Source organism: Pseudomonas sp. GL_093 (assembly GCF_057837605.1).
On record NZ_CM174448.1, the window covers coordinates 3,491,335 to 3,514,398 of the forward strand.

General features: G+C 60.2%; 17 protein-coding genes, 1 tRNA gene and 1 pseudogene. 10 read left to right on the plus strand and 9 right to left on the minus strand.

From position 1 onward, the window contains the following. The first annotated feature begins 62 nt into the window (after positions 1–62). From fdnG to AC3IUE_RS16110, 7 genes are all read left to right on the plus strand, one after another. Positions 63–3,128, plus strand: a complete 3,066-nt coding sequence (gene fdnG, locus AC3IUE_RS16080) for a formate dehydrogenase-N subunit alpha (RefSeq protein ID WP_489268705.1) — start codon at positions 63–65, stop codon at positions 3,126–3,128. After that, on the plus strand, positions 3,129–4,064 hold the full coding sequence (gene fdxH / locus AC3IUE_RS16085) for a formate dehydrogenase subunit beta (protein ID WP_489268707.1): 936 nt from the start codon (positions 3,129–3,131) through the stop codon (positions 4,062–4,064). Continuing rightward, positions 4,061–4,714, plus strand: coding sequence for a formate dehydrogenase subunit gamma (locus AC3IUE_RS16090; RefSeq protein WP_461998428.1), 654 nt, complete (start codon positions 4,061–4,063; stop codon positions 4,712–4,714). Before fdxH ends, AC3IUE_RS16090 begins: the two co-directional genes overlap by 4 nt. Positions 4,715–4,719: 5 nt before the next feature. After that, positions 4,720–5,646 (plus strand): formate dehydrogenase accessory protein FdhE, encoded by a 927-nt coding sequence (fdhE, locus tag AC3IUE_RS16095; protein WP_489268709.1) that lies wholly within the window; start codon positions 4,720–4,722, stop codon positions 5,644–5,646. Between the two features lie 63 nt (positions 5,647–5,709). Continuing rightward, positions 5,710–7,134: an L-seryl-tRNA(Sec) selenium transferase gene (gene selA, locus AC3IUE_RS16100; RefSeq protein ID WP_489268711.1), complete on the plus strand. Its 1,425-nt coding sequence runs from the start codon at positions 5,710–5,712 to the stop codon at positions 7,132–7,134. Further along, entirely contained in the window at positions 7,131–9,038 is a 1,908-nt protein-coding gene (gene selB / locus AC3IUE_RS16105; RefSeq protein ID WP_489268712.1) for a selenocysteine-specific translation elongation factor, read from the plus strand. Before selA ends, selB begins: the two co-directional genes overlap by 4 nt. Positions 9,039–9,044: 6 nt before the next feature. Next, a tRNA-Sec gene (locus AC3IUE_RS16110) sits at positions 9,045–9,140 on the plus strand. Positions 9,141–9,149: 9 nt separating this feature from the next. Here the strand turns inward: AC3IUE_RS16110 and AC3IUE_RS16115 are convergent. Together AC3IUE_RS16115 and AC3IUE_RS16120 are read right to left on the minus strand one after the other, a co-directional pair. Continuing rightward, on the minus strand, positions 9,150–9,638 hold the full coding sequence (locus tag AC3IUE_RS16115) for an RES family NAD+ phosphorylase (RefSeq protein ID WP_489268714.1): 489 nt from the start codon (positions 9,636–9,638) through the stop codon (positions 9,150–9,152). Then, positions 9,635–10,144: an Xre family toxin-antitoxin system antitoxin gene (locus tag AC3IUE_RS16120; RefSeq protein ID WP_489268716.1), complete on the minus strand. Its 510-nt coding sequence runs from the start codon at positions 10,142–10,144 to the stop codon at positions 9,635–9,637. Before AC3IUE_RS16120 ends, AC3IUE_RS16115 begins: the two co-directional genes overlap by 4 nt. A gap of 288 nt (positions 10,145–10,432) precedes the next feature. Between AC3IUE_RS16120 and AC3IUE_RS16125 the strand changes: the two are divergent. Continuing rightward, positions 10,433–10,570, plus strand: a pseudogene (locus AC3IUE_RS16125) (DUF6124 family protein); the annotation flags it as partial. 179 nt (positions 10,571–10,749) lie between these two features. Here the strand turns inward: AC3IUE_RS16125 and phaC are convergent. The 3 genes from phaC to phbB form a co-directional block, all read right to left on the minus strand. After that, positions 10,750–12,453, minus strand: a complete 1,704-nt coding sequence (phaC, locus tag AC3IUE_RS16130) for a class I poly(R)-hydroxyalkanoic acid synthase (RefSeq protein WP_489268717.1) — start codon at positions 12,451–12,453, stop codon at positions 10,750–10,752. 96 nt (positions 12,454–12,549) lie between these two features. Continuing rightward, positions 12,550–13,728: an acetyl-CoA C-acetyltransferase gene (locus tag AC3IUE_RS16135; RefSeq protein WP_489268719.1), complete on the minus strand. Its 1,179-nt coding sequence runs from the start codon at positions 13,726–13,728 to the stop codon at positions 12,550–12,552. A gap of 57 nt (positions 13,729–13,785) precedes the next feature. Next, positions 13,786–14,532 carry an acetoacetyl-CoA reductase gene (phbB, locus tag AC3IUE_RS16140; RefSeq protein ID WP_056742246.1) on the minus strand — a complete coding sequence of 249 codons (747 nt, stop codon included), beginning with the start codon at positions 14,530–14,532 and terminating at the stop codon, positions 13,786–13,788. A gap of 256 nt (positions 14,533–14,788) precedes the next feature. On the opposite strand from phbB, the gene AC3IUE_RS16145 reads away from it, so the two are divergent. Then, the gene (locus tag AC3IUE_RS16145; protein WP_489268720.1) at positions 14,789–15,826 is read left to right on the plus strand and encodes an AraC family transcriptional regulator; all 1,038 of its coding nucleotides are present in this window, start codon (positions 14,789–14,791) and stop codon (positions 15,824–15,826) included. A 24-nt stretch (positions 15,827–15,850) separates the two neighbouring features. On the opposite strand, the gene AC3IUE_RS16150 is transcribed toward AC3IUE_RS16145, so the two are convergent. Then, positions 15,851–18,316: a DUF3141 domain-containing protein gene (locus AC3IUE_RS16150; RefSeq protein ID WP_489268722.1), complete on the minus strand. Its 2,466-nt coding sequence runs from the start codon at positions 18,314–18,316 to the stop codon at positions 15,851–15,853. 255 nt (positions 18,317–18,571) lie between these two features. On the opposite strand from AC3IUE_RS16150, the gene phaP reads away from it, so the two are divergent. After that, the gene (gene phaP / locus AC3IUE_RS16155) at positions 18,572–19,141 is read left to right on the plus strand and encodes a TIGR01841 family phasin (protein WP_056742252.1); all 570 of its coding nucleotides are present in this window, start codon (positions 18,572–18,574) and stop codon (positions 19,139–19,141) included. A 35-nt stretch (positions 19,142–19,176) separates the two neighbouring features. On the opposite strand, the gene phaR is transcribed toward phaP, so the two are convergent. The 3 genes from phaR to AC3IUE_RS16170 all read right to left on the minus strand — a co-directional run bounded on the left by phaR (position 19,177) and on the right by AC3IUE_RS16170 (position 23,051). Next, the gene (gene phaR, locus AC3IUE_RS16160) at positions 19,177–19,725 is read right to left on the minus strand and encodes a polyhydroxyalkanoate synthesis repressor PhaR (protein ID WP_489268724.1); all 549 of its coding nucleotides are present in this window, start codon (positions 19,723–19,725) and stop codon (positions 19,177–19,179) included. A 157-nt stretch (positions 19,726–19,882) separates the two neighbouring features. Then, positions 19,883–21,151 (minus strand): OprD family porin, encoded by a 1,269-nt coding sequence (locus AC3IUE_RS16165; protein ID WP_489268726.1) that lies wholly within the window; start codon positions 21,149–21,151, stop codon positions 19,883–19,885. Positions 21,152–21,278: 127 nt separating this feature from the next. After that, entirely contained in the window at positions 21,279–23,051 is a 1,773-nt protein-coding gene (locus AC3IUE_RS16170) for an acyl-CoA dehydrogenase C-terminal domain-containing protein (protein ID WP_489268728.1), read from the minus strand. Positions 23,052–23,064: the final 13 nt, after the last annotated feature.

Consider the following 23,064-nt stretch of genomic DNA (forward strand, 5'->3'; position numbering starts at 1 on the left):
AACCGTGATTGTCCAGAAAAACCCGGCAAAACTACCGGGTCTCCACCTGACAGGAGTGCACGATGGACCTCAACCGTCGTCAGTTCTTCAAGGTCGCTGGTATCGGCCTTGCGGGCTCGAGCCTCGGCGCGCTGGGCATGGCCCCCGCGACTGCCTTCGCCGAGCAGGTGCGCCACTTCAAGCTTGCCCACACCCATGAAACCCGCAACACCTGCCCGTACTGCTCGGTCGGCTGCGGCGTGATCATGTACAGCCAGGGCGATGCCGCCAAGAATGTCGCGCAAAACATCATCCACATCGAAGGCGATTCCGACCACCCGGTCAACCGCGGCACCCTGTGCCCAAAAGGCGCCGGCCTGCTGGACTTCATTCACAGCCCCGGCCGTCTGCAATACCCACAGGTGCGCAAACCCGGCACCACCGAGTGGACGCGCATTTCCTGGGATGAAGCGCTCGATCGCGTCGCCGACCTGATGAAGGCCGACCGCGACGCCAACTTCATCGAGAAGAATGCCCAGGGCCAAACGGTGAACCGCTGGCTGACCACCGGTTTTCTCGCGGCCTCGGCGGCCTCCAACGAAGCGGGTTACATCACCCACAAGGTGGTTCGCAGTCTCGGCATGCTGGGGTTCGATAACCAGGCGCGTGTCTGACACGGCCCGACGGTGGCAAGTCTTGCCCCGACGTACGGCCGTGGTGCCATGACCAATACCTGGACCGATATCGGTAACGCGAATCTGATCCTGGTAATGGGCGGCAACGCAGCAGAAGCGCACCCGTGCGGCTTCAAATGGGTGACCGAAGCCAAGGCGCACAACAAGGCACGCTTGATCGTGGTCGATCCGCGTTTTACCCGGACCGCCTCGGTGGCCGACTATTACGCGCCGATTCGCACCGGCACCGACATCGCCTTCATGGGCGGGCTGATCAACTACCTGCTGACCGAAGACAAAATCCAGCACGAGTACGTGCGCAACTACACCGACGTGTCGTTCATCGTCAAAGCCGGTTATGGCTTCGAGGACGGGATCTTCAGCGGCTACGACGCGGCCAAACGCAGCTACACGGACAAGTCCGGCTGGGGTTATGAACTCGGTGATGACGGCTTCGTCAAGGTCGACCCGACCCTGCAAGACCCGCGCTGTGTCTATCAGTTAATGAAGACCCATTACAGCCGCTACAACATCGAACTGGCCAGCCAGATTTGCGGCATGCCGGTGGATGCCATGCAGAAGATCTGGGAAGAAATCGCCACCTGCTCGCAACCGGGCAAGACCATGACGATTCTCTACGCGCTGGGCTGGACGCAGCACTCGATCGGTTCGCAGATCATTCGCAGCGCGGCCATGGTGCAATTGCTGCTGGGCAACGTCGGTATGCCGGGTGGGGGCGTCAATGCCTTGCGCGGGCACTCCAACATTCAGGGGCTGACCGACCTCGGTTTGCTGTCCAATTCGCTGCCGGGCTACCTGACCTTGCCGCAGGATGCGGAGCAGGATTACAACGCCTACATCGTCAAACGCACGCAAAAACCGTTGCGTCCGGGGCAGCTGTCCTATTGGCAAAACTATGGCAAGTTCCACGTCAGCCTGATGAAAGCCTGGTACGGCGCGAATGCCACGCTCGAAAACCGCTGGGCTTACGACTATCTGCCGAAACTCGACATCCCGAACTACGACATCCTCAAAGTGTTCGACCTGATGGGCCAGGGCAAGGTCAACGGCTACATGTGCCAGGGCTTCAACCCCATCGCCGCGTTGCCTGACAAAAACCGGGTGATGGCGGCGCTGGCCAAGCTGAAGTGGCTGGTGGTGATGGACCCGCTGTCCACCGAAACCTCGGAGTTCTGGCGAAATGTCGGGCCGTACAACGATGTCGAAACCGCTGGCATCCAGACCGAAGTGATTCGCCTGCCCACCACCTGTTTCGCCGAAGAAGACGGCTCGCTGGTCAACAGCAGCCGCTGGCTGCAATGGCACTGGAAAGGCGCCGACGGTCCTGGTGAAGCGCGCACCGATGTGCGGATCATGAGCGAGCTGTTTATCCGTCTGCGCCAGCGTTACCAGGCCAACGGCGGCGCTTATGCCGAGCCGATCCTCAAACTGTCCTGGCCGTACAAAATTGCCGAGGAGCCTTCGCCGGAAGAACTGGCCAAAGAAATCAACGGCTATGCCACCACCGACTTCACCGACGCTACCGGCGCGGCGATCAAGGGCAACGCGCAACTGGCCGGTTTTGGCCAGCTCAAGGACGACGGCAGTACGGCTTCCGGTTGCTGGATTTTCTGCGGCAGCTGGACTGAAGCGGGCAACCAGATGGCCCGGCGCGACAACAGCGATCCATATGGCATGAAGCAACATCAGGGCTGGGCCTGGGCCTGGCCGGCGAACCGGCGGATTCTCTACAACCGCGCTTCGTGCGACCCGCAAGGCAAGCCGTGGGACGAGAAAAAACGCCTGGTATGGTGGAACGGCAAAGTCTGGGGCGGCACCGATGTGCCGGACTTCAAGGCCGACTCGCCACCGGAAGCCGGAATGAATCCGTTCATCATGAACCCCGAAGGCGTGGCGCGGTTCTTTGCCGTCGACAAGATGAACGAAGGGCCTTTCCCTGAGCATTACGAGCCGTTCGAAACGCCGATCGGCATCAACCCGCTGCACCCGGAAAACAAGAAGGCCACCAGCAACCCGGCGGCGCGGATCTTCGATTCGGTATGGGATTCCTTAGGCGTGGCCAAGGACTATCCGTATGCCGCGACCAGCTACCGGCTGACCGAGCATTTCCACTTCTGGAGCAAGCATTGCAAGCTCAACGCGATTGCCCAACCCGAGCAGTTCGTCGAGATCGGTGAAGTGCTGGCCAAGGAGAAAGGCATCGTGGCCGGCGACCGGGTCCGTGTCAGTTCCAAGCGCGGGCATATAGAAGCGGTAGCGGTGGTGACCAAGCGGATTCGTCCGCTGCAGGTCAACAATCAGGTGGTGCACCAGATCGGTATCCCGCTGCACTGGGGCTTTACCGGCCTCACGCGCCACGGTTACCTGACCAACACCCTGGTGCCGTTCCTCGGCGATGGCAACACTCAGACCCCGGAATCCAAGTCATTCCTGGTCAACGTGGAGAAAGTCTAAATGGCCAGCCAAGACATCATCGCCCGTTCGGCCACCACGACCGTCCCGTCCTCGGTACGCAATCAAGAGGAAGTGGCCAAGCTGATCGACACCACCAAGTGCATTGGCTGTAAGGCCTGCCAAGTCGCCTGCTCGGAATGGAACGAGCTGCGCGACGACGTCGGCCACAACCTCGGCACCTACGACAACCCACAGGACCTGAGCGCAGAAACCTGGACCTTGATGCGCTTCACCGAGCACGAAACCGACGCCGGCAACCTGGAATGGCTGATTCGCAAGGACGGCTGCATGCACTGCGCCGAGCCCGGTTGCCTGGCGGCGTGCCCGAGCCCGGGGGCGATCATCAAGCATGCCAACGGCATCGTTGATTTTGACCAGGACCATTGCATCGGCTGCGGGTATTGCATCACCGGTTGCCCGTTCAATATCCCGCGGATCTCGCAAAAGGATCACAAGGCCTACAAATGCACGTTGTGCTCGGACCGGGTGGCCGTGGGGCTGGAGCCGGCCTGCGTCAAAACCTGTCCGACGGGCGCCATTGTGTTCGGCACCAAAGACGACATGAAAGAACACGCGGCCGAAAGGATCGTCGACCTCAAGAGCCGTGGCTTCGAACACGCGGGTCTGTACGACCCGAGTGGCGTCGGCGGTACTCACGTGATGTATGTGCTGCACCATGCCGATGAGCCTCGGTTGTATGCCGGCCTGCCGGACCATCCGACCATCAGTCCGCTGGTGGAGCTGTGGAAAGGCGTGAGCAAACCCTTGGGGTTGCTGGCCATGGGCTTGGCGGTGCTGGCCGGGTTCTTCCACTACGTGCGCATCGGGCCGCAGCTGGTCGAGGAGGACGAACACCCGACCATCCCCGATCCCGCCGTGCATGAAATCGATCCATCGGTGCACACCTATGATCCGAAGGGGCAGGACAGGCCATGAACGACAAACCGATCCTTCGCTACACATCAAACCAGCGCACTAACCATTGGCTGGTGGCGATTCTGTTTCTGATGGCGGCACTGTCGGGGCTGGCGTTATTCCATCCGGCACTGTTCTGGCTCAGCAACCTGTTTGGCGGCGGCCCGTGGACGCGCATCCTGCATCCGTTCATGGGCGTGGTGATGTTTGTGCTGTTCCTCGGGCTGGTGATCCGTTTCTGGCGGGCGAACTTTTTTATCAGCAACGATCGGTTGTGGCTGAGGCGAGTCGGGCGGGTGATCAAGAACGAGGAGGAGGGCGTGCCACCCATCGGCAAGTACAACCCTGGGCAGAAGCTGCTGTTCTGGACTTTGCTGATTTGCATGCTGGTGCTGCTGTTCAGCGGGCTGGTGATCTGGCGTGCGTATTTCAGCGAGTACTTCGGCATTACAACGATTCGATGGGCGATGCTGCTGCATGCGTTGGCGGGTTTTGTGCTGGTGCTGAGCATCATCGTGCACATCTATGCCGGGATCTGGATCAAAGGCTCGGTCAACGCCATGTTGCATGGCTGGGTCAGCCGCGCCTGGGCGAAAAAACACCATGAACTCTGGTACCGCGAAGTGACCCGCGACGAGCACCCCGACCGGCCGATCAGCAAAAAAGGATAACCCCCTTGGCGACGATTCTTGAGCCTGGCGAGATCGAAGCGGCGGCGAGTTCACCGCCGTTTCTCTACCTGCCACCGAACAACCTGTTCACCTTGCGCGCGTTGCGACTGGAGCGTCTGGTCGACGGCCATCCACTGGCCGAATACCTGCGGCTGGTGACCGGCTTGTGCCACGTGCAGCAGCGTCTGATGGATGATCCGCCCGTGGCCGCCATGCCCGATGCCGAACGCCTGCGAGTGTGCCAGCAACACGGCTTGCCGCCGTTCGCCGCCGACAGTCTGGTGCGCGAAAACGATTGGCTGCCGTTCCTCGAAGCGCTATTGCAGCGTTACCAGCCACCGCCGCAACCTGCCGTGGAAAAAGCCGTGGCGACCTTGCGCAGCGCCCACGTCGGGCAACTCAAGGCCTGGGCGATTGCGCTGGTCAGCGGCCAGTTCACCTTGCTGCCCGCGGCCGTGGTGCCGTTTCTCGGCGCGGCGTTGCAGGTGGCCTGGAGTCATTGGTTGCTGAGCACGCCGGACCTTGCGCTGAAGCCCGGCGACAGCCTCAGCCAATGCCCGGCCTGCGGTTCGCCGGCCATGGCCGGCGTGATTCGCCATCGCGGCAAGTACAACGGCTTGCGGTATCTGGTGTGCTCGCTGTGCGCCTGCGAATGGCATGTGGTGCGGGTCAAATGCGTGTATTGCGAACAAAGCAAAGGCCTTGAATACGTCAGCCTCGATGACGACCGCCATGCCGCCAATCAGGCACCGTTACGCGCGGAGGTCTGTCCTGGCTGTCGCAGCTACTTGAAACTGCTTTACCTGGAAAACGACGCCGAGGCCGAAGCGCTCTCGACGGACCTGACCAGCCTGCTGCTGGACATGCGCCTGGAGCAGGAAGGCTACCAGCGTCCGGCGCCTAATCTGTTGCTGGCACCCGGAGGTGACTGAGCGCTCCCTTTAAACCCAGCGGCTACACTCAGGCGCTACGGTCAATCGTTTCAGGAGCGCCTGATGTCCTCCAGACCCGCCAGCCAGGCTCTGCGGCTGCCTTCCATCGACAGTCTGTTGCGCCATCCCGCCTGCCAACCGCTGGCCGAGCGTTATGGGCGTGATGCGCTGCTGGCCAGCCTGCGGCAATTGCTCGATGACTTGCGTGAACCGGTGCTTTCAGGGCAACTCGACGCCATTGAAATCGCACCCGAAGCGTTAGCGGGCAGGGCGGGTGAACGCCTGGCCACTCAGCATCGCAGCAATGTGCGCCGGGTGTTCAATCTCACCGGCACGGTGCTGCATACCAATCTGGGGCGAGCGTTGTTGCCGGAAGAAGCCATCGACGCGGTGCAGAGGGCGGCCCGTTATCCGCTCAATCTGGAATTCGACCTGCACAGCGGCAAGCGCGGCGACCGTGATGACCTGATCGAAGGCCTGATCCGCGAGCTGACCGGCGCCGAGGCGGTGACGGTGGTCAACAACAACGCCGCCGCGGTGTTGCTGACGCTCAACAGCCTGGGCGCGCGTAAGGAAGGCATCATTTCCCGGGGCGAACTGATCGAAATCGGCGGCGCGTTCCGCATTCCCGACATCATGGCCAGAGCCGGGGTCAGGCTCCACGAAGTCGGCACCACCAATCGCACGCATGCCCGCGATTACGAAGCCGCGATCAGCCCACGCAGCGGTTTGGTGATGCGCGTCCATGCGAGCAACTACAACATCGAAGGCTTCACCGCGCGGGTGCCGACCGCCGAGTTGGCGCAACTCGCGCATAAACACGGCTTGCCATTGCTTGAAGACCTCGGCAGCGGCAGCCTGCTGGACCTGACGCGCTGGGGCTTGCCCGCCGAACCGACCGTGCGCCAGGCGCTGAGCGATGGCGCCGACATCGTCACCTTCAGCGGCGACAAATTACTCGGCGGTCCTCAGGCCGGATTAATCGTCGGCCGCAAAGACCTGATCGCGAAGATCAAGAAGAATCCACTCAAGCGTGCCTTGCGGGTCGACAAACTGACCCTGGCCGCCCTTGAAGCGGTGTTGGGCTTGTACCGCGATCCTGATCGACTGGCCGAGCGGCTGCCCAGTTTGCGCCTGCTGACCCGACCACAGGCAGACATCCTCGCCCAGGCTGAGCGCCTGCAACCCTCGCTGGCCAACGTCTTGGGCGACGGCTGGAGCGTCAGCGCAGTACCGGCGCTGGGCATGATCGGCAGCGGCAGCCAACCGGTGGCGCGCTTGCCGAGTGCGGCTTTATGCCTGCGACCGCACGCGTCCAAACGTCTTCGCGGACGGCGGCTGCACGATCTGGAGGCGGCCCTGCGTGCGTTGCCGATTCCGGTGCTCGGGCGCATTGATGACGATGCGTTGTGGCTGGACCTGCGGCAACTGGACGATGAACCGGCGTGGCTGGCGCAACTCGATCAAATTGCAGGAACCGTAGAGTGATCGTCGGCACCGCCGGGCACATCGACCACGGCAAGACTGCCTTGCTCCAGGCACTGACCGGCCTGCTCGGCGACCGGCGTCGGGAAGAGCGTGAACGCGGCATGACCATCGACCTCGGCTACCTTTACGCGGCGCTGGAACCGCATGCGCCCCTGACCGGTTTTATCGATGTGCCCGGTCATGAGCGCTTCACCCACAACATGCTGGCGGGGGCTCAGGGCATTGATCTGGTGTTGCTGGTGGTCGCGGCCGACGACGGCGTCATGCCGCAGACCCGCGAACACCTGGCCATCGTTGAACTGCTAGGCATCCCTCGAGCGCTGGTGGCGATCAGCAAATGCGACCGCGTCGAACCGTCCAGAGTGCAAGCCGTTCGCGATCAGATCCAGACATTGCTGGCGCCGGGGCCTTATGCCAACGCGCCGCAGATTGCGCTGTCAAGTGTGACCGGGGAGGGCGTCGAGACGTTGCGACAGGCTTTGCTCGTGGCGCAACGTGAAGTCCTTCAACGCAGCACCACCGGCGGTTTTCGCCTGGCGATTGATCGTGCCTTCAGCGTGGCCGGCGTCGGTATCGTGGTGACCGGCACTGCGTTGTCTGGCGTGGTGGCCGTGGGCGATACGCTGATGCTCGGCCCGCTGAACAAACCCGTTCGCGTGCGCGGCCTGCATGCGCAAAGTCAGGCTGCCGAGATCGCAATGGCCGGACAGCGAGTGGCGTTGAACCTGAGTGCCGAACGCTTGGCCCTGGAGCAGATCCATCGCGGTCAGTGGCTGTCGGCCGAGTGGCTGTACGCGCCGACCCAGCGAGTGGATATCGATCTGCAATTGTTGGCCAGCGAACCCAAAGCCTTCGAGCACTTTCAGCCTGTACACGTTCACGTGGGGACTCAGGACGTGACCGGGCGGGTGGCGTTGCTGGAAGGCGCCCGCCTGGCGCCGGGTGAACGGATGTTCGCGCAACTGCTGCTGAATAGGCCTGTGCAGGCCGTGAAGGGTGATCCGTTGATCCTGCGTGACCAGAGCGCCCAACGCACCCTCGGCGGCGCGCGGGTGCTCGACCCGTTTGCACCGACCCGACAACGCCGAAGCCCCGAGCGGCTGGCGCAGCTACACGCCCTCGCCACACGCAAAGAGTTGGAAGACAGCCTGCCGGCGTTACTGGCCAACAGCGACACCGGGCTCGATCCGCAGCGTCTGGAGCGTCAGTTCAACCGCCCCCGCAACACGTGGGTTTTACCCGATGACGTGCGCCTGATCGACACTCGTCAAGGTCCGTTGCTGTTCAGTGCGGCCCGCTGGGAGGCGCTGAAAGCACCGTTGCTGGAACACCTCGCACGTTTTCATCAACTGGAACCGGATCAAATGGGCCCGGACCGGGATCGCCTCCGACGGTTCACCGGTACAGCGCTGGACCGTCCGACGTTCATCAGTTTGCTCGACGAGTTACTCGCCAGCGATGCGATTGCCGCCAGCGGGCCATGGCTGCATTTGCCCGATCATCAAGTGCGTTTGAGCGAAGACGACGAAACCCTGTGGCAACACTTGCAACCGTTGTTCGAACAGGCTGGATTTGATCCGCCGTGGGTGCGCGACCTTGACCATGACGAGGCGGTCGTGCGCTTGCTGCTGTGCAAAATGGCGAGGTTGGGATTGGTGCATCAAGTCGTCCGTGACCTGTTCTACACCGACACGATGATCCGCCGATTGGCGGCTATGCTTGTGCAACTGGCTGCGCAAAACCCGGTGATTCAGGTCACGGCGTTTCGTGATGCAGTGGGCCTGGGTCGCAAGCGCAGCATCCAGATTCTCGAATACTTCGACCGGCTCGGCCTGACGCGACGGTTTGGCGACAAGCGCCACATCCGCCTCGACAATGCCTTGGCCCAACGCACCGAGCACTGACTTCAAGGAAGGCAATCGCGCCCGGTGGCGCGGCCGGGCTTCAAACCCGGTTGGGGACGGCATCCGTTCCCGGGCAGGTTCGACTCCGGCTGCCTTCCGCCATTTTTTGTTTCACTTGAGCAACCGGGTGTCCAGCCCTAAGCGCTCCTGCGAAACAAGTTTGAATTGATCCGCGGCCAAGTCGCAGCTCACCAACAGATTCCATGAATGACGGGTGACTGCAGACGGGATGAGCAGAAAGGGATGTTCGGCCAGCAGGTCATCAGCAAACAGCTGCTGATTGGGCGAGAGTTGAGACGGGATAAGCCAATTGGGGTTTGGCACATCTTCGGGCTGAACAACCTTGATGAAATTCGAATCCAGCACTTCGAAGCACGTCAACACGTGAGGCACCCTATCCAGCGTATCGAAGCCTGCGTGGGCTGCGACTTCCAGAATGGCAGTGGACGGGTCGGCCGAAGCGTAAATAACCCGGCGGCCGGGAGGGTTCCATCGACCACCGGATTGCTGCGCACCAATGCCACTGTCCCACGTGTCCTTGAAGACCTCGCGGTCAAGGCGCCAAGCGTGCCACTTCCCATCCCAGGGCAAAGGATTCATTGATAAACCCCGTGTTCAATCCGGGTCAAATAGTCCTCGACTACCTGGAAACCAAGCGAGTTGTCGATCAGCTCCAGCGGGATGTTTCCGTCCAGGTATTTGCAGGGTTTCTTCAACCAATCTTCAGCCAACTGCTGATTGCCAAACACGTTGATGGCGTGCTCCAGGGCCTGCGCATACTGGAAGGCGACTGTACTTTGTTGCTGGTTTAGCCGCACTGGTTTGGTCTCCTTCGCCAAGCGCTGGACAGTCCTGAGGGACTTCCCTGTAATGCGCTGAACTAGGCCGTGCGCCATGTAAAGATCGGATATAGAAAGCATGTCCCTGACGTCGCTCAGGTCAAAGCCTTCCTTTGTGTATCGGATGATCAACATGCGCGTATCACCTTCGCGGCCATGTAACAGCACCTCAGTCGGCTTTCGGGTGACACTTTTTGTCTCCGTCGCTACGACTGCTTTTCCTGTGGGTTTGACGGCAGGCTTGTCTGCTTGATTCGCGGCGGGCATACCGATTACCTCCATACGACATTTGACGCAATCATAGCGCCAAATGTCGCGACCTGCGCAATTGAGTTTGTCGGCGAAAGTATTGCTCTCGCACATTACGTTCTCACAGCATGAAACCAAACCTGCCGGGCGCCAGGCGCTATCTCTCTTACCTGACTGGAGCCACCACGTTAAACGTTGCGCGTCCGACGGCCAACCCGAAAAACATGTGGGACAAATCCTCGATTTTTTGATTTTCGACACCGCTTGTGGGACCTGCGCCGACGCCAAATCCACACAGTCAAGATCGCGTGTTTAATGACTATGGATTTGGCGGATCGTACAGAGGGGACAAGTCGCAATACCCTGCTGGGTATTTCACAAGTAATCATGCTGACCGAGTTGGTGGGGTACCGAGCACTGGATCGACTCGCCCCATCTGAGTAGTCACGATCCTTTGTGGGGAGGGGACCGCCCCGTCCGGCTGCGCAGCAGCCGTAAGGTCAGACAATGCGGTGCGTCAGACTCACCGCGTACTCAGGGTTCACGACTGCTGCGCAGCCGGACGCAGCCTCGCAGGCTCGACAGCTGCTACAGCGCCGGACGCAGGATTCGCCAGCCGTCGATCACTGCATCACATAACGCCCCGGTGCCGACTCGATCGCCGGGTATTGCGCGTTGCCGGTATGCAGTACCGAGGACTGGCGTTCGCCAGACTGTTCAGCCAGCCAGACGAACCAGTCATTCCACCAGCTACCGGAATGTTGCTGGGCGTTCTTGAACCAGGTTTCCGGGTTTTTGGTGACCCGGTTGTTGGTCCAGTAGTGGCGCTTTTCCTTGGCCGGCGGGTTGATCACTCCGGCGATATGCCCTGAGGCACCCAGGACAAAACGCTTGGTCCCGGAGAGCAACTCGGTGCTGGCGTAAGCGCTTCTCCACGGCACGATGTGATCGTCATGGGTGGCGAGGATGTACGCCGGAGCATCGATGGCGCGCAGGTCCAGCTTGACCCCGCAACAGTCCAGCTCACCGGATTTCAGGTCGTTCTGCAGATAGGTGTGGCGCAAATACCAGCAGTACATCGGGCCCGGGAGGTTGGTGCTGTCGTTGTTCCAGAACAGCAGGTCAAGGGGGATCGGTTTCTGGCCCTTGAGGTATTTGTCGACGTTGTAGTTCCACCACAAGTCGTTGGGGCGCAGCAGCGAGAAGGTATTGCCCATGTCCTCGCCCTTGAACAGGCCGATGGGGCCGTCCTGGCCGCCGATGGTGCGCTCGCGGTAGGCCACCAATTGTTCGTCGACGAAGATGTCGATGGGGCCGGTATCGAGGTAGTCGAGGAAGGTGGTCAACAGGCTCACGCTGCCAATCTCGCGGTCGCCGCGCGCCGCCAGGACGGCCAGCGCCGAACTCAACAAGGTGCCGCCGATGCAGAAGCCGACGCAATTGGGCCGCTGTTCGCCGCTGATCTCGCGGGTCACTTGCAGGCCTTTGATGACGCCGGTTTCGATCAGGTCATCCCAGGTGGTGCCAGCGTGTTCCTGGTCGAAGTTGCGCCACGACATCAGAAACACCGGGTGGCCTTGTTTCAACAGATGGGCAACCATCGAGTTGTCCGGGCGCAGGTCGAGAATGTAGTACTTGTTGATTGACGGCGGCACGACAAACACCGGACGCCGGTATTGGGTTTCGCTTTGCGGGTAATACTGAATCAGCTGGAAGAGTTCGTTCTCGAAGACCACTTCGCCTGGGGTGTTGGCGAGGTCAACACCGACTTTGAAGGCACCGGCGTCGCATTGGCGCATCTTGCCTTCTTGCAGGTCGCTGGCCAGGTGCAACAGGCCGGTGAGGAGGCTGCTTCCCTGGGTATCGACGACCCGTTGCAGCGCATCGGGATTACTGGCCAGAAAGTTACTCGGCGCCCCGGCGGCGATGGCTTGTTCCACCAGATAGAGCAGGCGCTGACGCGGTTTTTTGTCCGGGATCGCCAACTTGTCCAGCAGCTTCAGCAGAAACCCTGCGTTGAGCAGATAAAAGGCGGCGAGGGAGCCGAACAGGGGCTGGCTCCAGTTGCCGCTGGAAAAACGTCGATCATCGAAGCTGAATGGCTGACCGGTCAGCAGTTGCTGGCCGAGTTCGCCCCATTGCTGTTGGTAATCCGATTGAAGGCTGTCCAGGGTGCCGCGCGGCAGGTCAAACCACTCGTTGTATTCCTGGCCGGTAAACCACGGATTGCTACTGACCCAGAGACGTAATTGTTGCACTGCAAAGGAGGCAATGAACGGAACCTGGCCTGACCAGAAGGTGTTGAAGGTATGCGCGTTATTGTCCATGGAACTCCTTGCCCACATCCGTAAACCGGGCCGAAAAAAACCGCGGCGCCGGACTTCGGCGCCGCGTCAGCAACTTAAGCAAACACTCCTGTGTTTCTAGCGCTCGATGACCAGGCTGACGCCCTGGCCGCCACCGATGCACAACGTGGCCAGGCCTTTTTTGCCGTCGCGACGAATCAGCTCGTGTAACAGCGACACCAGAATTCGCGCGCCCGATGCACCGATCGGATGACCCAGGGCAATCGCGCCGCCGTTGACGTTGACTTTGCTGGTGTCCCAACCCAGTTCCTTGCCGACTGCCAGTGATTGCGCGGCGAACGCTTCATTGGCTTCGATCAGGTCGAGGTCGTCCAGGCTCCAGCCGGCTTTAGTCAATGCCAAACGGGTGGCCGGTACCGGGCCGATGCCCATGATCGACGGGTCCACGCCAGCGCTGGCGTAAGCCTTGATGCGTGCCAGCACCGGCAAGCCGAGGGCCAGGGCTTTGGCGGCACTGGCCAGCAACAGGACGGCGGCGCCGTCGTTGAGTGTCGATGAGTTACCGGCGGTCACGCTGCCGTTTTTCTGGAACGCCGGTTTGAGGTTGCCCAGCGCCTGCAGTGTGCTGTCCGGACGTGGCTGTTCATCGGTGTCGAAGACCAGCGGTTCACCCTTGCGCTGAGGGATCAGGATCGGGGTGATTTCACGCTTGAAGTAGCCCGCTTCGATGGCAGCAGCGGCTTTCTGTTGCGAGGCCGCGGCGAAAGCGTCCTGGTCTTCGCGACTGAGCTCGTACTTCTCTGCCAGGTTCTCGGCGGTAATGCCCATGTGGTAGTCGTTGAAGGCGTCCCACAAACCGTCCTGAATCACGCTGTCTTGCAGTTGCGCATGGCCCAGACGCAAACCGGTGCGGGCCTTGGGCAGCACATACGGCGCCAGGCTCATGTTTTCCTGACCGCCGGCAATGATGAGTTCGGCGTCGCCACAACGGATGGCCTGGACCGCCAGCTGGACAGCCTTGAGACCCGAGCCGCAGACCTTGTTCAGGGTCAGGGCAGGGGTGGTATGGGGGAGGCCGGCCTTGATTGCCGTCTGGCGCGCCGGGTTTTGCCCCGAGCCTGCGGTGAGTACCTGGCCGAGGATCACTTCATCGATCTGCGAGCCGTCCAGACCGGTCTCTTCCAGCAAACGGCGAATGACCGCCGCGCCCAGCTCGGTGGCTGGAATCGCGGACAAGGCACCTTGAAAACTGCCAATGGCGGTACGAGTAGCGGCAACGATTACGACTTCGTTCATGCGTGACCTCATTAAGATTTTGTCGAGCAAAAGCAGGGCATCCATGCCCTGACAGGTCTACTGCATGTTCATGCCGCCGTTGACCGAGAAGTCGGCCCCGGTGCTATAGGCCGATTCATCGGAAGCCAGCCAGGCCACGATGGAAGCGATTTCTGCAGGTTGGCCGAGACGCCCGACCGGTGTGGCCGCGATCATGGTGTCGAGAATGTCCGGGCGGATGGCCGCGGTCATGCTGGTCTGGATGTACCCTGGGGAAACGGTGTTGACGGTCACGCCCTTGCCGGACACTTCCCGGGCCAGGGCCATGGTGAAGCCATGGATGCCGGCCTTGGCCGCGCTGTAGTTGGTCTGGCCGAACTGGCCGCGCTGACCGTTGATCGAGGAGATGTTGATGACCCGTCCCCAACCCTTGGCCAACATCCCTTCAATCACCTGCTTGGTGGTGTTGAACAGGCCGCTCAGGTTGGTGCCGATGACCGCGTTCCAGTCTTCGGGCGTCAGTTTGCGAAAGGACGCATCACGTGTGATCCCGGCGTTGTTGACCAAGACATCGATCGGGCCGAATTGCTCTCGTGCCATCTCGAACGCTTTGCGCGTTGATTCCCAATCGGTGATGTCGCCATAGATGCATTCGAATTGATAACCCGCCTCCAGTTGGCTCGCCATCCATTCTTTCTTGCGGGCGGAATCTGAGCTGCAGCCCACGATCACCTTGAATCCTTCCGTGTACAGGCGTTGGCTTATCGCAGTGCCAATCCCACCCATACCACCCGTTACCAACGCAATACGACCAAGCGACTTCATATGCTCTCTTCCTTTTTGTATTTTGCGCTGCAAGATGGGGGATTGTTCGGCATTGACGGGGTGTGCGGAAGTGTTGAGAGGTGACGGTCTGGTGTCCAACGGTGCCATGCCTTTGTAATGCCCGGCTGGCTAAATATGAGGAGTACCTATACTGGGATCAATATTGGCAACTGAACCACCCGTTAGTATTTGATTCATCGCAGATCAGTCATGGCTCCGGACAGGATGTTCGGTTCCACAGGTCATTGAGGACGCCATGTATAGAATGAGTTCAGGCTATGCCAGCGTGCTGGTAAATACGCTCTTGGCTCAAGGACTGGATGTTGCCAGTCTGTGCCAGGAGGCTGAACTAGACATGAGGCTCGCGGACAAACCTGGAGCGTTTTGCGAGCGAAAGGCTATCTATCGACTATGGGATCTGGCCGCTCAGGCCTCGAGTGATCCGGACATTGGCTTAAGGGCCTATGGAAGTTTCCACCCCGGCAGTTTTCAAATCGTCGGCTACACCATGATGTCCAGCCTGAATCTGAAAAAAGCCCTTGAACGACTGGTCCGTTTCAGTCCGTTGATCGGCACCGGATTCAGCCTTTTCTTTACAGCGGAACAGCAGAATTACCGACTTTCCGGCCTTGATCATCAACAAAAAGGCTCGGTCAAACCTCGCCAATACACCGATGCAGCGCTGGCTTCATTGCTGGGTTTCTGCCGTAAGCTGGCGGGCGGCAACGCACCGCAACCCTTGTGCGTGGAATTCACCTATCCCGAACCAGAAGACACCTCCGAGCATCGACGGCTGTTTGGCTGCGACCTGCGTTTCGATGCGGCGTACGACAGCATTTTGTTTGACGGACAGGAGCTGTTGCGTCCGTTGAGCATGGCCAATGAAGCGTTGGCGGTGCTGCATGACAGTTTTGCCGAGGCTCAACTGGATCTGCTGTTTGGTTTTTGCATCGTCGGCAGGATTCGCGCGTTGATTACCGAGCGTTTGAGTCAGGACCATGGACAGTGCGACATGGAGTCGATTGCGGCGGCATTGAACATCAGCAAGCGGACGCTGCAACGCGCGCTGGAAAAGGAAGGGACACAATTCAAGGACGTGCAGAACGCGGTGCGCCGGCAACTGGCCGACTTCTACCTGCGCCATTCTCACTTCAACATGAAGCATGTCGCGTATCTCCTTGGTTTTCATGATCACAGCAGTTTCAACAAAGCCTGTAGCCGCTGGTTTGGCATGACGCCCGGTCAGTATCGTGCCGATGAATCGTTTGAAGTCGAGGAAGCCGCGCCGGTCTGACGCGGTCCTCGTCAGCATTCAACGTTATTTCACCGGAGGTTTTTTCACGCCTTTCTTGCCCTTGGCAGGTTTGCGCACCGGACTCGCAACCTTGGCGATGGGGTCTGGGGTAACTGCGGTTATTTTCTGCTTGATTGGCTCCGGGGTTACCACCGGGGTGATCTGCTTGATCGGCTCTGGGGTTACCACCGGGACTTTCTCTTCGATGGCATCGGCTTCGCCGGGTGGTTGAGTCAGGCTGAAACCTGGCAGCGGCACGTCGAGCAGCGTGTGCAGCTCACGCCAGAAGGGGTTGTCTGCACCGCTGGTCAGCAGTTCCGGCAGCAAATTGGCGACGGCTGCCAGCACTTGTTGGCGCTCTTCGACCTCGACAAGCATCAAGGGCAGGCTGTGCAGGCTTTCTTGCGGATGGGTGGCGACCAGCAGTTTTTGCAGGCGCAGGGTTTCGCGCAGATCAAGCGGCTCGGCACTGTAGTCCTGGAGCAGCACCTGCAATTGCAGGATCAATTTTTCGACACTTTCCTTGCCCGGCTCGTCGCTGTCGCGGCCCAGCAGGAACAGGATCCGTATCAAGGCTTCCATCAGGCCGCCAAGGGGCAGGGCATCCTGCAAGCGCTCGATCAAAACCTTGTCGTGCTGCTTGGCATGTTCCTGAAGATTTCGCCCGGGTGCATTGCCGGCCAGGCTGTTGAGTACGCCATACACACCGTAGAAACACATTTCCTGAGCCGCATCGCGCAGATCCCGATAGCCGTTCAAGGCGTCCTGCACCTGGTTGGAAAACAGTTCCTGCCAGACCAGCAACGGGTTGTTCTGGTTGGCGGGGTGACGATCCTTGCTCACTTGAGCGGCACTGCCTGCCAGCCACCACAGCGCCGGGTTCAAACTGCTCCAGGCCACTTGCTGCTGATGGAAAGGGTGCGCTCGGCGCAGCAGTTCGGCGCTCGGTTCGTTGATCAGCTGGCGCAACCACGGGCGTATGAATTCGTCGTACACACTGTTGTTGATGGCGGACGCGCGCTGGACCAGCGCAAATTCGCGATCGTCATCACGGGGCGGCTGCACCTGACCATGGATGTCGGCGATACGCCGGCGTTCGAAACGCACGGCATACGGCGTCGCCGAATTCTCCGGCAGGTCTTCGATGAGCATTTCATACAGCCCGGCCGACAGCGCATTGATCGCATCGACCGCACCGAGCAACTCACGGTGCTCACGCCGCGCCACTTCACCGGACACGAAGATGCCCAGGTGACCGATGCTCGCGTGTCGCAGGTAAACGATGGTGCGTCCGGCATTTTGCAACGCGAGATCGCTGGGATAAACGTCGGAGATCCAGTCCAGTGCCTGCTGCGGGGGGGTGATGTTGTCGCCATACGAGCAGAACACCACCACCGGCACTTCGATCAGCTTGAGGTCAAGCCCGCTGCTCTTGCGCCCGAGGCCACCGGACAGCCGATTGCCGATGAACAGGTCGTCGACAATCATCTCGATCTCTTCGCCATTGAGCAGGGTCGGGCTGCCCCACCAGCGTTCGAAATCCAGAAAGCGTGCGGCCTCGCTGTCGACTTCGCTGAACAGGTGGTAGTACTTGCCCCAAAAGGTGTTGGCCGGGTCCAGGTTTTCGAAATTGCTGACCAGCCAGGTGCCGTCGAAACGGTCATTGCCGAGGTCGCTCCCCAGGCGCGCCATCCAGCCACCACCCAGCAAGCCGCCGGAATAGCGCATCGGATTGCGGCCATTGACGCCGGCCCAGTACGACAGCGGTGCACCATTGACGATGATCAGCCCCGGCAGCTCCGGACGGGTGGCCGCGAGGCCCATTAACGCCCAGCCAGCCTGGCAGTTGCCGATCACCACGGGTTTGGTGCTGTCGGGGTGCCGGGCGCTGACGACCTCGATGAACTTCGCTTGGGCTTCTGTGATATCGGCGAGGGTTTGCCCTGGGCGAGGCGAGTGACTGAAGGAGACGAAGTAGGTGGGGTGGCCGGCTCTCAAGCTTTCGCCTATGACCGAATCCTGTTTGAAACCGCCGATGCCCGAGCCGTGACCGCCGCGGGGATCGATGATGATCACCGGCTGTTTTTTGCTGTCGATCTGTTGTCCGGGACCGCCAAGGATTTGCAACAGCGAGTAATTGACCGGGCGGGGCAGGTCTTCACCGGCGACCAGCGTTTCATGATTGAACTTGAGCAGTAGCGGATACCCGGCGCGTTCGTGGGCCAGGGTGTTGTCGCCGCGCTGACGCAAGGCGTCCCAGAACAACACGCTGCGTTGACTGAGGTCGGTGAAGTATTCCTGCCAGTCAGCAGGCGTTGGCTGTCGGAGTTGCCCAAGGCTTAAAGGCGCGAAGGTTTTTGCCTGGCGCTTCTGCACGGCGTCGAGGACGTTACGGGTATTGAGGCGTTGCAGATGATTCAGGTGTTCGAACAAGCCGGCGGGCTCGGAGAACTCTTCATCTTGCAGCGCAATATTTAATTCCTGACCCATCGTGATCTCCTGACGCTGTGCATGGGAACCGGCCCATCAGAACCCTTTAGTTAAAGAGGGCGAGCCTGGCCGTTCGATGAGCAGGAGTTTACAGCGAATAAGGAGGGCTTTAGCAAAGGTTATTTTGCACCGCACAAAATTAGACGTTGCCAAATAGTTTTGTGCACTGCAATATCAAGGCTAACGCGATGACTGGCCGGATCGCTATCGCGTCCTCAGGCCCATCAGGGCCTTCCAGTACCAGGAGATTCAAGCATGTCTTTTTTCAATTCGGAAAAACTGCAAACCGCTCAGAAAGCCAACCTCGATCTTTTGCAGCAAATCAGCGGCAAAGTCTTCGCCAGCGTTGAACAGCTCAGCCAGTTGCAGTTCAAGGCACTGCGCGACTCCACCGAAGAGCACTTCGAAGGTGTTCGCAAGCTGCTGGCCGTCCGTGATCCACAAGGTTTCGCCGAGCTGCAGGCTTCTTTCACCCAGCCGAGCGCGCAGACCGAACGTCTGGCCGAGTTCAATCGTCAGGTTCAAGCACTGATCGTGGGTACTCAGTCGGACATCGCCAAACTGACCTCGGGTCAGGTCGAAGCGGGCACCCAACAGGTGCAAGAGTTCGTTGAAGCCATCAGCAAGAATGCACCGGCCGGCTCCGAGCCTGTTGTGGCTGCGTTCAAGTCGAGCCTGGCGAATGCCGGTACTGTGTTCGAAAGCGCACAGAAAGCCGTAAAACAGGCTGCCGATGTGGCTCAGAGCAGTTTTGACGCAGCGACTGCCGCGGCCACCAAAGCGGCTCCAGAAGCAAGCGCCAAGGCTACCAGCGGTAACAAGTAAGTCACGTCAAGCAAGCGGCACCAATGGCGATGGGTTTATTCCCCATCGCCATTTTTTTTCGGCCCGTTATCGGTACCGGGTTTACCGCCGAACATGCCAAACAGATTCTGGGTATTGAGATACAACGCCTTCGACTGGTCGACATACTGGCGCATCAGGTCCTGCATCACCGGGGCCTGTTGATGCATGAAGTCGCTCCAGGCTTCGGACGACTGCGCGCCGGTCTGGGACTGGATGTCGATCACGGTCTGAATGCTCTTGTCCAGATAGCTACCGAGTACGCCCTGATAAGGGCCGTAGAACTGGATAATCCCCATCAGCATTTCGGTAGTGAAGATCGGCTCACCGCCGCTTTCAGCTTCCAGAATCACTTGCAGCAGGATGCTGCGGGTCAGATCCTCGCCGCTCTTGGCATCGACCACCTGAAAGGCAACTTTGTCGACCACCAACTGGCGTATGTCCGCCAGCGTCAAATGACTGCTGGTGTGGGTGTCATACAGTCGGCGATTGGGGTACTTCTTGATCAGGCGGGGGGTGGTATCAGTCATGCGGGGCGTCTCGCGGCGGGCCTGGTTTGCAGGCATCTTAACCTACTCTGGCCACTGCCGCGGGTTGACGGGTACGGATCGTTCCCACGCTCCGCGTGGGAATGCCTCAATGGACGCTCTGCGTCCGCTCTTGGGACGCGGAGCGTCCCGGGCTGCATTCCCACGCAGAGCGTGGGAACGATCATTGCGGTGCTTACCAGATCGGCAGGGTGTAGCTGACGATCAGGCGGTTTTCATCCAGGTCGCTGCCAAAGTTGGTCGAGCGAACCGTCGCGTTACGCCATTTCACCCCGACATTCTTCAACGGCCCGCTCTGCACGACATAGCCGATGTCGGTATCACGTTCCCATTCCTTGCCTTCAGGACGATTGCCGCCCAGATCGATATTGTCGCCGGTGAGGTAGCGGGTCATGAAGGTCAGGCCCGGAACGCCGATGGCCGCAAAGTTGTAGTCGTAGCGCGCCTGCCAGGATTTTTCGTCCTTGCTGGCGAAGTCGCCGATCTGCACGAAGTTCACCAGGAACGCATCGGTGCCGTTGACGTAGGCGTAGCCAGTGTCGCCGCTCATGCCTTGGTAACCCAGGCCCAACGCATGCCCGCCGAGGTTGTAGGTGAACATCGCGCCAATCGCATTGTTATCGACATTACTGCCTCCATCGTCCGTGGAACGGGCGAAGCGCAGATCCGTCTTCAGCGACTGGCCGGTTGTGACTGGCAACACGTAGGTCAGGTTGACCAGGTGCTGGCTGTAGAAATTGTCGAGGTGACCGTAGCTGTAGCCGGTGGCGAGGTTGCTGGTCCATTTGTAGTTCAGGCTGGCGAAATCGAAGCTGTCGCTGTCGAGATGACGTGTGGTGATGCCCTTGGCGCCGGTTCGGGTGATGCCCATGTCCTCGTAATCGGAGGAGTCGCGCTGATTGACCTGCGTCAGTCGCCCGGCATCCACGGTCAGGCCTTCGAGTTCCAGCGACGTCAACTGGCCGCCCTTGAAGGTTTGTGGCAACAGCCGTGAATCGTTGGCCAATAACGTGGGCAGTTTCGGCAGCAGCGTGCCGAGTTTCAGCGTGCTTTTTGAGGCACGTACTTTGGCGGTCAGTCCCAGTTCGCCGTACTCGTCCTGAGCACCTTTGCTCGTGTCGCGGTGGCGTTTGAGCAGGCCGGAACCTGCGCGATCAGGGCTGGAATCGAGCTTGACGCCGACCAGGCCAATGGCATCGAAGCCGACACCGATCAAACCTTCGGTGAAGCCCGATTCATAGCGCAGCAGGAAACCCTGGGCCCATTCCTCTTGTTTGGATTGGGCGGCGTTGTCCTGGCGATAGTCACGGTTGAAATAGAAGTTGCGCAGCTCAAGGCTGGCCTTGCTGTCTTTGACAAAGTCAGCGGCGGCGGGGGCCGAGAGGCTGATGACGCCGCCGGCCAGCAACAGTCGGGTAGCGAGGGTGCGGGTGTTGCGGTCCATGGTGAAGCCCCTTTGTTTTTATTATGGAAAGACAGGTCCCGCGGCCCTCGCCAGGTCGGCGAGGGCTTATCGATAAAAAACGCGAACGCCAAAAGATAGGAGCGTGGCGCCGCGTGCGGTTCAATCGTTAGAACTGTTCGGCGCTCAGGCCAAACAAGGAGCCACTGCCCGCGCGGATGGATTGCTCCAGGCTCAAAATGCGCGGCAGCAGGCGGTGGATATAGAAGTCGGCGGTGGCGATTTTCGCGCCATAAAACCCTTGGTCTTCGTGCAGTTTTTGCTTGGCAACCTGTGCCATACGCGCCCAAAGCCAGGCGTAGGCGACGTAACCGAACAGGTGCAAATACTCCACCGACGCGGCACCGACTTCGTTGCGGTTGGTCGCGGCCTGATCCTGTAGCCAGTCGCTCAGGTCTTCCAGACGCTGCACGGCATCGAACAGTTGAGCGGAGTAGGGCGCGTCAGGCTGATGGGCGAAATGGCGGATCTCGCCGGTGAACTGGCGCAGCGCAAAGCCCTTGTCGGCGAGCACTTTGCGTCCGAGCAGGTCCAGGGCCTGAATGCCGTTGGTGCCTTCGTAGATCTGCGCGATGCGCACGTCACGGACCAATTGTTCCTGGCCCCATTCGCGGATGTAGCCATGACCGCCGAACACTTGCTGGCCGTTGATGCAGCTTTCCAGGCCGGTGTCGGTGAAGAACGCCTTGGCTACCGGAGTGAGCAGCGCGACCAGGGTTTGCGCGCTGTCGCGTTCTTTGGCGTCATCGGAAAACTTCGCCAGGTCCAGTTGCTGCCCGACATAACTGGCGAACGCGCGGCCACCTTCAGTCATGGCTTTCATGCTCAGCAGCATGCGGCGCACATCGGGGTGAACGATGATCGGGTCAGCCACTTTGTCCGGAGCAATGGCGCCGGTCGGTGCGCGGCTCTGCACACGTTCACGGGCGTAGGCGACGGCGCTTTGATAGGACGCTTCCGCGCAACCAATGCCCTGAATGCCGATGGACAGGCGTTCGTAGTTCATCATGGTGAACATCGCCGCCAAACCTTTGTTGGCTTCGCCGACCAGCCAACCGCTGGCGCCGTCGAAGTTCATCACGCAGGTGGCCGAGGCCTTGATGCCCATCTTGTGTTCGATCGAGCCGCAACTCACGGCGTTGGCGTCGCCGAGGGAACCGTCGGCATTGACCAGTACTTTGGGCACGACGAACAGTGAGATGCCTTTCGGCCCCGCCGGTGCGTCCGGCAGTTTGGCCAGCACCAGATGGACAATGTTTTCGGTCAGGTCCTGATCGCCACCGGTGATGAAGATCTTGCTGCCGGTGATGCTGAAGCTGCCGTCGGCCTGAGGTTCGGCGCGGGTGCGGATAATCCCCAGATCGGTGCCGGCGTGGGCTTCGGTCAGGCACATGGAACCGGCCCAGCGGCCTTCGTACATCGGCGGCAGGTAGAGGTTTTTCAGGGTGTCGCTGGCGTGGGCATCCAGCGCCAGGCAGGCACCGGAACTCAACGCCGAATACAGGGCGAAGCTGGAATTGGCGCCATAGAGCATTTCTTCGAACTGCACGGCGAGCATCTTCGGCATGCCCATGCCGCCGAAATCGGCGTTACCGGAAAGACCCACCCAGCCGCCTTCGATGTAGGTGGCATAAGCCTGTTTGAAACCGATTGGCGTGCTGACCTGGCCATCGACCCACTGGGCGCCTTCCTCGTCGCCGCTGCGATTCAATGGCGCAATCAGGTGCGAGGTGACTTTGGCCGCCTCCTCAAGAATGGCGTCAGCGGTGGCGGCGTCGACACTGTCGGCCAGGGCTGGCAGGCGTGCCCACAGGGCCGGGGCATCGAACACTTCATGCAAGACAAAGCGCATGTCGCGCAGCGGGGCGTTGAATTCGGGCATAACGTGAACCTCA